The organism is Achromobacter sp. 1012554356 (genome assembly GCF_059760815.1).
Map to the genome: position 1 here is coordinate 35,651 of NZ_JCBANC010000053.1, position 8,713 is coordinate 44,363.

The following is an 8,713-nucleotide window of genomic DNA, read 5'->3' on the forward strand; positions in this document are numbered from 1 at the left end:
TCGCACGGACATTGGTCCAGGCCACCGGCATTGCGTCCCTGGCCGACCGGTTCCTCAAAGCCGTTTGTTCGGTGCCCGGGATACGTTACGGGGTCTGCTACTGGCGCGAGGCGGCGGGGGACAGCATCCGGCCGATCGCCAGTCATGGCGTCGCGCTGGACCTGCTTCCCGCCTGCCCCTTGCACGATCTCGACAACCCCATCGTTTATTGCTTGACCACCGGCCAGGCACGCCACGTGGCTCGCCTGGACAGCTTGTTCGGCGTCGCCGGGGGGTACGAGGAACTTCGCGAACGGCTGGCGGCGGCGGATGCGTGGCTGGTGACGCCGTTGTTTGATAAGCGCCAGAATGCCGTGGCGGTGCTGTTTCTGGCCGGGACTGAACCCGGGCTCAGAGCCTGGACGGCCGACCCCGCGTGGCAGGAGCTCTGCAGGCTGTACGACGCTGTCTTGAATGGCCTGCTTGAACGGTTCGGCTCAGAGGCGCTGACGCAGACGCGCCAGACGATGCTGGACGAGCAATCCGAGACGCGTGGACGCCGGCGTTTGCTGTCCACCGGTTTTGTCGGCACAGGACCGACCGCACGGCGGCTGCGCGAAGACATGCTGCGCTTCGCCGACTCTTCCCTGTCGTTGCTCGTGACCGGAGAGACGGGCTCGGGCAAGGACCATGCCGCCTGGCTTATCCATCAGGCGTCCGCGCGCAAGGGCAAGTTCGTGCCGGTCAACTGCGCGGCCATTCCCAAAGACCTGATCGAAGCAGAACTTTTCGGCGCGACCCGCGGCGCCTATACCGGGGCCGTGCAGGCGCGGGTAGGCCTGGTCGCGGAAGCCGACGGCGGCACGTTGTTCCTTGATGAAATCGGGGATATGCCGTTGGGCCTGCAGGGCGCGCTGCTGCGCCTGCTCAACGAAAAAAAATACAGGCCGGTGGGCGCTACGCGAGAGTTGCCGTCCGATTTCCGGCTGGTCTGCGCAACCCATCGGCCGTTGCTTGAGCTGGTGCGTGACGGCCAGTTCCGCGAAGACCTGTACTTCCGCATTTGCCAACTGACGCTGCACATTGCCCCCCTGCGCGAACGTCTTGAAGACGTTCCCGCCCTGGTGGCGCACATTCTGCTCGAGCACAACCGGTCATTTCCCGGCCGCGTCGCCGGCATCTCCGACAACGCCATTGCACAGCTCCAACGCCATCGGTTCCCCGGCAACGTCAGGGAACTGCGCAGTCTGGTGCTTGCGGCGGCAGAGCGAACGCCGCCGGGCAAGCGCATCCAGACCAACCGGCTGGTCGAGCTGGCAAGCGGCACGCATAAGGCCATGAACGATGAGACCGGCCAAGCCAGCCTGCAGCGCTTGTGGCGTACCGAAAGCCTGCCCGAAGCGCTGGCGGCGTTCGAGCGCTTGCTGTTGGAAGACCGCTTGCGCCAGGCCGGGGGGTCGCGCCGGGTGGCCGCGCAAAGTCTGGGCATCCCCAAACGCACCTTGGCGCGCAAGTGCCTCGATCTGAATCTGACTGGAGAGGAAGCAATATGAAGCCATTCTGGGCGCTCCTGCTCGTTGCCGCCGTGCTTGTGGCCGGCTACGCAGCCACGGATGCGGTAGCGGCGGGCCGTCGTTGCACGACCATCGTGTCGGCAATCGAGCGGCTGGCCTGTTTTGACGCCGAGGCGGGCACGCCGCCGACCGCCAACGCGGAATCTTCGGCATCTGCGGCCGATGCCGCGGCGGCCGGTGCCGCGGTGGCCGCCGCACCATTCGAGCTGGTTCGGGTGCCGGATATTGTCGGGCTCGTGCAACGCAATGAGTCCCGCCGCAAGGCAGATGACGCGGGCGTGCTGCTGCTGCGCGTCGGCGACGCGATACCGGGCCAGGACAAGGTCGTGATCTCCGCGCCGGCCCTGGCCGGTAGCGAGCCGCGGCCGCTGCTGGCGATCAGTTGCCTGCAAAACATTTCGCGCTTGCAGCTGATTACCGCCGAGCCGCTGGATGTCAGCCGCGTGAGCATCCGCGTGTTGCTGGACGGACGGCCGATTTCGGGCCGCCGGCCCTGGCAGGTCCTGGACGACGGCACGGTAACGGATGCAGGCCGTGGTCTGGTCGCCATCGAACAGCTTCGCCATCTGACTCGTGCATCCCAGCAGATTCAGCTTGAAAGCGACCACGCGTCGTTCGACGGACTGTCGTTCGACACGGCGGCGCTCCATGCGCTGATGGTGCAACAACGCGAGGCTTGTCATTGGTGAGCACGTTTTCCGCGCTGGATCTCGACGCCATCCTGTCACCCATATCGCCGCAACAGCCGGCCGGCGATTTCGACGACGAAGACAACGCCTACCAGGGCATCGAAAGCGAAATGATGAAGCTGGGCGGGCTGCAAGAGGCGACCATCGATTGGGGTTATGTCGATACGGCGTCGCGCCAGTATCTGCAGTCGCAGTGCAAGCACCTGCGCATTGCCGCGCAATTGGCAACGGCCCGCATGCGCTCAGGCGGCTGGCGCGGGTGGGCCGAGGCGGCAGGCGTGTTGGCTGGCATAACCAGCCAGTACTGGAGCACAAGCCACCCAAAACCGGGCGCGGCGGGGTTGATGGCCAAGCGGCGTCTGCTGTCTCAGCAACTGGAGCGCCTGGAAGAGGCGCTGGCCAAACTTGACGGCAAGGGGTACGCCGACGAATTCTACAAATCCGGCCAACATGCGTTGGACAAGCTACAGGCCTGCGCGAACGAAACCAGGTTAGACGTGCCGGCGCTGACCCGCCTGGAGGCGCAGCTACGGCTGAAGGCCGAGGCGGCACGCGCGCCCGAGCTCGCCGATGCGCAACTCGAGCTGGCGGCGCAGCCGTCCGGGATTACCGAGGCTTTCTTTACGCCCGTGGCCATGGCGCCCGGCAACGAACGTGAAACGCGCCGTTCGTTATTGACCGTGGCCGATCTCATCAACCAGCAAGACGCCTATGACCCGACGGGCTACCTGCTGCGCCGCTTTGCCTTGTGGGCGCATCTGAGCATTGCGCCGTCGACGCGCAAAGACACGATGCGCACCGAGCTGATGGCGGTTCCCGCCGAAACCGCCGAGGCGTATTGGGATGCGCTGAAAGCCAATGCGGTCGATCCCGCGCTGTTGCAGCGCGTCGAAAGAAGCATTACCTCGTCACCGTACTGGCTGCGTGGCAGCTTCCTGGCTGCCGGTATCGCGCGCCGGCTGGAAATGCAGAACGTCGCCGAGGCCATCCGCCAATCCACCGGGCGCTTTGTGGCAAAGCTGCCGGCGCTGGTGAAGTTGCAGTTTGCCGATGGCCGCGCGTTCGTCGATGGCGAAACGCAGTCGTGGATCAGCGGCGCGGATGCGGACACCGCGAAGCTGGGCGCCGGACACGAGTACCCCGCGTTGCGCGAAGAGCTGCGCGAGGCGCTGGAAGCCACGGGGGTGGAATCGATGCTCAAGCGGCTGGAAACCATCCAGAAGGCGTCGGCGGATCCGCGTCATGGCTGTCATGTCATCACGATCGCCGCCGAACTGCTTGGCGCGCGTGGCTTGGCGTGGCTGGCGGATGGCTTGTACGCCCGGGCGCATCACATCATGCAGGGCGCTCGCGCTGCGCAATGGGAGCCGAGTCTGTTCGACCTGCTTGAGCGGCAGGTGAACGCCGCAATCGAATACAAGAAACAGGAGCAACCCCATGTTTAAGATTTGGTCGAAAGTAAAACGCTATGGCCAGCCCCTACTGAAATGGGCAAAGCAGGGCATGCCAGTGGCGTTGCTGCTGATGCTGGCGCTCGCCTTGGCCGCCATCTGGTGGCTGGGGCCGATGTGGACATGGGAGGAACATCACCCGCTGGCAAGTATCACCGCGCGCGTGCTGGCCACGGTCGTGCTGATTGCGCTGCCCTTGCTGATCTGGGCCATCGGGCTGCGCAACCGCAATCTGACGCTGGAAGCCGAGCGCGCGAAATCGCAGAAACAGCAGGACGATCCCTGCCTGCGCTACGTGCAGGCGCAGGAGCGGGATCTGGACAAGAGCCTGGGCGTTCTCCACGCCAATCTGAAGGGCCGCAACGCGCTTTACCAGCTGCCTTGGTATCTGGTGCTGGGTCAGGAGAACGCGGGCAAGACCAGCTTCGTCAACCGGTCCAGCCAGACGTTCTCGCTGACGGGCGAAGTCAAGGCCGGCAGCCAGCGCCTGCAAGACGATCCCGACAGGATCTATCGCATTGACTGGTGGATTGGCGATGACGCGGTGCTTATCGACCCGCCGGGCGAACTGATCAGCCAGCCCCGGATGACGGCAGAACTTGAACAGTCTGCCGCTTCAGGAAACACGGAACCGCTGCAACCGGGAGACGCTGCGGGACCCGCGCTCTTGCCGCAGGAGCTCCATTCCCGCCTGTGGGATAGCTTTGTGGGATGGCTGGGGCGCAATCGCAGCCGCCGTCCGCTGAATGGCGTCGTGCTGATGGTCAGCCTGGTCACGTTGCTGAATCAGCAGCCCAGCGACCGCAAGGCGTTGGCCTCGTTGCTGCGCGCCAGGTTGGCCGAACTGAGCCGTCAGCTTGGGACGCGTCCGCCGCTGTACGTCGTCCTGAGCAAGTTCGACTTGCTTGAAGGCTTCGAACCGCTGTTCGCACGGCTACCCAAGTCTGCGCGCGAGGATATCTTTGGCTTCACCTTTACGCTGGACTCCGTGCAGCGTTATGACGCGTGGCGGGACGAACTGGGCGCGCGATACGACGAGTTCCTGACGCGCCTGAACGAGCAGGTGTTCGATGCGCTGGCCGATGTCCGCGAATTGAGCCAACGCGAAGCCCTGTATTCCCTGGTTCGGCAACTGACCGGCATGCGGCCGCTCTTGATGGAGTTTCTGACCGATGTACTGGGCAGCGATCGATACATTACGCCGGCGTTGCCGCGTGGCGTCTTTTTGTCGTCGGTCTATCAGCAGGGTGTGTTGACCAACGCCTTCGTGGCTTCTGCGTCGCAGAATTACGATATCCGCGAGCCCGTGCCGGCCACGCATCCCAGCGGCCGCGCGATGGTCTATTTTGCCCAGCAGCTATTTCAGCGCGTCATCTATCCCGAGTCAGGCCTGGCGGGCGACAACCCGCGCGTGCGGGCTGAAAAGCGGCGCGCGCTGGCCCTGCGCTTCGGTGTGGCGTCGTTGGGCAGCGCGGTCATTGTCGGCGGCTGGTATCACTACTACGCGGTAAACCGGGACAAGGCCATGAGTGTGCTGGAGCGCAGCCGCGCTTACAGCGCCCACGCCATCGACGGCAAGCTGGACACAACCGGCCGCAACCTGCTTCAGCCGCTGGATCAGATCAGCAGCGCGGTGGCGGTGTATGGCGATTATCGCGAGGCGTGGCCGCTTGTGGCGGACATGGGCCTGTATCAGGGATGGCAGATCGGTCCGAAGGTCGACCAGGCGTATCTGACGCTGCTGTCCCAGCGCTTTCTGCCTGCGCTGGCCAACGGGGTGATGGCGCATCTTGACGGCACCTCGGTGGACAGCGACGCACAGCTTGAGGCATTGCGCGTGTACCGCATGATCGAAGACCGTCCCAATCGCCGGCCGCCCGTGGTGGAGCGTTGGATGGGGCAGCAGTGGGCGCGGGCGTTCCCCGGCGAAGACCAGGTGCAGCACGCGTTGATGCGGCACCTGGACTATGCGATGAAGTACGCCGATACGCTGCTGCCTCAGTTTCAGCAGCGCGTGTCCGTCGTGCAGCGCGACCTCCGGCAGATCCCGTTGCCGCAGCGCGTTTACATGACGATGCGCCGGCAGGCGGGCGAGTACTTGAGGGCGCCGCTGGACCTGCGTAATGAGATCGGCCCGGCGTTTGATGTGGTCTATCAGCCTTCGGCTGCAGGTAAAGGGGAAGCAGAGCGACTTGCTTCCGATGGCCGGATCGACGCGCTGTTGACGGCCAAAGGGTTTCATAGCTATTTCGCGCCGCACAGCCAGGATCTGACCGAACTGGCGATGATCGATCAGTGGGCGCTGGGCGAGCGGCGCAATATCGATTATTCCGAGGCCGACAAGCGTGCGCTGGCCGAGCGAATCCAGGCCATCTACGGCCGTGATTACATCGACACCTGGCAGCGGAACCTGAATCAGCTCGAAGTTCGTGATTTTCATGACATCGCCGAGGCGGTCAATGTCCTGGGCACGGTGACCAGCCCGGCGGCGCCCTTGCGCCGGCTGGTGGAGACTGTGCGGGACAACAGTGAACTTGGCGCGGATCCCACGGCGGTCACGGGTGCGGTCGACGGGAAGGGCGCGGTGGTTGCGCGGGCCTCAGGCGTGGCGGATAAGGTGGCGGCCGGTCAGGACGAAACGGGCGCGGTGTTCGGAATTGCGCGGGCGTTTGCACCCATGGGCCAACTGCTGCAGGCGAAGGGCGATCGGGCGTCGTACCTGGATGAGACGTTGGTGGCGATCGGCAGCGTGCAGGACAAGGTGCGCACGGTGCACGACAGCCCGGACCGCGGCAAGACGGCGCTTGGCGTGGTGCTGGAGCGCTTTGGGCTGAAGGGCCCGGACCCGATCAGCAATCTGCAGCGCATTGCCGCCGGGTTGCCCGAACCGTTGAATCGTCAGGTGGGCAAGCTGGCGGACGAGTCGTCGCGGGTGATTCTGGTTGAGGCACTGCGTGAGCTCGAGCGTCGTTGGGACATCGACGTGTATCGCTTCTACCGCGAGCGGTTGGCAAACCGTTATCCGTTCAACCCGGCCAGCCGCGAGGAAGTGGCGCTGGACGATTTCACGGCGTTTTTCGGCCCGCAGGGACGTTTGCAGCAGTTCCGCGACAAGTATCTGAATCTGTTCATCGAGGACAACCTGGAGGCGTTGTATTCGGAGCGGTTGGGCGGCTATCTGGTGCGCGCGGATGTGTTGACGCAGCTTGAGGCGGCCGAGAAGATCCGGGACGCGTTTTTCAATAGCCGCGGCACGTTGGGTGTGCAGTTCCATGTTGAGCCGCTGGGGATGGCGCCGAGCAAACGCAGCAGCTCGCTTAGCGTGGAAGGGCAGTTGGTGACGTACAACCACGGTCCGGCGACGAGCACGGCGCTGATCTGGCCGAACACGCTGGCGTCGAGCAATGAAAGCCGCATGACGCTGGTGCATGCGGGGGGCAGTAGCAGCGGACTGGCCTATCGCGGCCCGTGGTCGCTGTACCGGTTGCTTAGCCAAGCCCGTCTGAATGGCGCGACCAGCACGAGCGTTGACATCAGCTTTGCCGCACCGGACGGTGGCATGCGTTACCGCATCAGTACGGAGAAGGCGAACAATCCGTTTACGCAGCCGTTGTTCAAGGGGTTTGCGCTGCCGCAGACGCTTCTGGAAGATGGCGTGCGGGGCAATGATGCGGGGGGAAGCGTGGCAACGCTGTAGCGCTGCTATGGCTGGATGGATCATTCAACCAGCCAACCGGCCTCGCCTTCGACCAGGGTGCCGCCATGGGAGGTTTTGTCGCCTTGGCGCGCAACGGGTTGTCCTTCGATGATGGTGCCGGGTGAGCCGGTCTGAATGATCGCGCCGCAACTGATGCGGTCGCCGATGCGGGCGATGGCGCGGCCGTTCACGATGGCTTCGCTTGCGCCAGTGACGACGGTCCCGTTGCCATGGATGGGGCAGCTATGGCGATGGCCTACTAGAACGATGGGTTTCATGTTTGGCTTCCTGACGTGAGGGGCTCTTGAGGGGCCCCGTTTGGAACAAAGTCAGATCAGAACCGGCAAGGCCGGCGCGTGATGCGCCGGCCTTGTTGTTGGGAGACCTGGGATCAGGCTTCTTGCGGCTTGCGCCAGTCGTCGGAAGCTTCGGTGCCGGCGATGGCGTGGGTCCAGGTGATCTTGCGGTAGGCCATGGCAACCTTGACCAACTGGGTGTACTCGGCCTTGCTGGGATCCTGGGCGTGCGGCAGCACGGTGTTGATGTTGACGATGGTGGCGTCTTCGAGCTTGGTGGTGAAGAAGTGCTCTTGCTTGCCTTCGGTGGAGGTGCGATACCACTTCACTTCGACTTCAGGCAGCATTTCGCCGGAGGCGAGGGCCTGGTACATGAGGGGGGTGGCCTTGTTCAGGGGCGCGGTGAAGACGAAGGGCTTGTGGACGCGCTGACCCGAAGGCTGGCCGCTTTGCGGGTCGGTGGGCGTGGCGATCAGGTGTTCGATTTCCTGGACCAGGATCTGGTCTTCATGACCTTCCTGATAGACGTTGCCGACGGAGTCGGCAGTGAATGCGCCTTGCGTGATGTTGCCCTGGGTCTTGCCCTGGATGCTGATATAGGCGGGAGTCGGCATTTGCTGTTTCCTGGTTTGGTTTGCGAAGTGGCCTTATGGGCCGGTGCGCCATCTGGGATGACAAGTGCTTAATTGCAAAGTCCGTGCCAGGTTTTGTTTGAATGCCGGTTTCCTCTTTTTTATCAATGACTTGTTTGGCGGCTTTCGTGCTGTTCGCTGATTACGGATTGCTCGAAAAACGGGAAAGTGATTTTTTCTGCGGGGATTCGGGTCAGTTGTGGCTCGGGGTTTTTTAAGTCTTTAAAAACAAAGCGGAAAATGGCGGGTCGGAATTGGCTCGGGTGGGTCAGAGTTGGCCCGGTCTTTGTTTGGCTGACAACAGGAGCAGGGTGCGAGGGGGGGCGTGCGTTGGTGCGGGGTGGGTTCTTTAGACGCCCGGCGCGGCGGCGGCCTGGGTGCGCGGGGCTACGATT

The 8,713-nt window shown here is 63.7% G+C and carries 7 protein-coding genes; 4 read left to right on the forward strand and 3 right to left on the reverse strand.

Annotated elements, in window-relative coordinates; all coding sequences use genetic code 11:
* Positions 1 to 11 precede the first annotated feature (11 nt).
* From AC6LJW_RS22875 to tssM, 4 genes are read left to right on the forward strand one after another with little or no spacing between them, the layout of a single operon-like run.
* Complete coding sequence (locus tag AC6LJW_RS22875; protein ID WP_498088332.1) at positions 12 to 1,532, forward strand: sigma 54-interacting transcriptional regulator; 1,521 nt, start codon at positions 12 to 14, stop codon at positions 1,530 to 1,532.
* Entirely contained in the window at positions 1,529 to 2,242 is a 714-nt protein-coding gene (vasI, locus tag AC6LJW_RS22880) for a type VI secretion system-associated protein VasI (RefSeq protein WP_498088333.1), read from the forward strand. The genes AC6LJW_RS22875 and vasI overlap by 4 nt, the downstream gene beginning before the upstream one ends.
* A complete protein-coding gene (gene tssA, locus AC6LJW_RS22885) occupies positions 2,239 to 3,687 on the forward strand; it encodes a type VI secretion system protein TssA (protein ID WP_498088334.1) in 1,449 nt (482 codons plus the stop codon). Before vasI ends, tssA begins: the two co-directional genes overlap by 4 nt.
* Positions 3,680 to 7,390, forward strand: a complete 3,711-nt coding sequence (tssM, locus tag AC6LJW_RS22890) for a type VI secretion system membrane subunit TssM (RefSeq protein WP_498088335.1) — start codon at positions 3,680 to 3,682, stop codon at positions 7,388 to 7,390. Before tssA ends, tssM begins: the two co-directional genes overlap by 8 nt.
* A gap of 20 nt (positions 7,391 to 7,410) precedes the next feature.
* On the opposite strand, the gene AC6LJW_RS22895 is transcribed toward tssM, so the two are convergent.
* The 3 genes from AC6LJW_RS22895 to AC6LJW_RS22905 all read right to left on the reverse strand — a co-directional run.
* Positions 7,411 to 7,668: a PAAR domain-containing protein gene (locus tag AC6LJW_RS22895; protein ID WP_056559652.1), complete on the reverse strand. Its 258-nt coding sequence runs from the start codon at positions 7,666 to 7,668 to the stop codon at positions 7,411 to 7,413.
* A gap of 113 nt (positions 7,669 to 7,781) precedes the next feature.
* Positions 7,782 to 8,300, reverse strand: coding sequence for an Hcp family type VI secretion system effector (locus AC6LJW_RS22900; RefSeq protein ID WP_008167163.1), 519 nt, complete (start codon positions 8,298 to 8,300; stop codon positions 7,782 to 7,784).
* 122 nt (positions 8,301 to 8,422) lie between these two features.
* The coding region (locus tag AC6LJW_RS22905) for a hypothetical protein (protein WP_498088336.1) at positions 8,423 to 8,713 on the reverse strand (291 nt) is incomplete at its 5' end.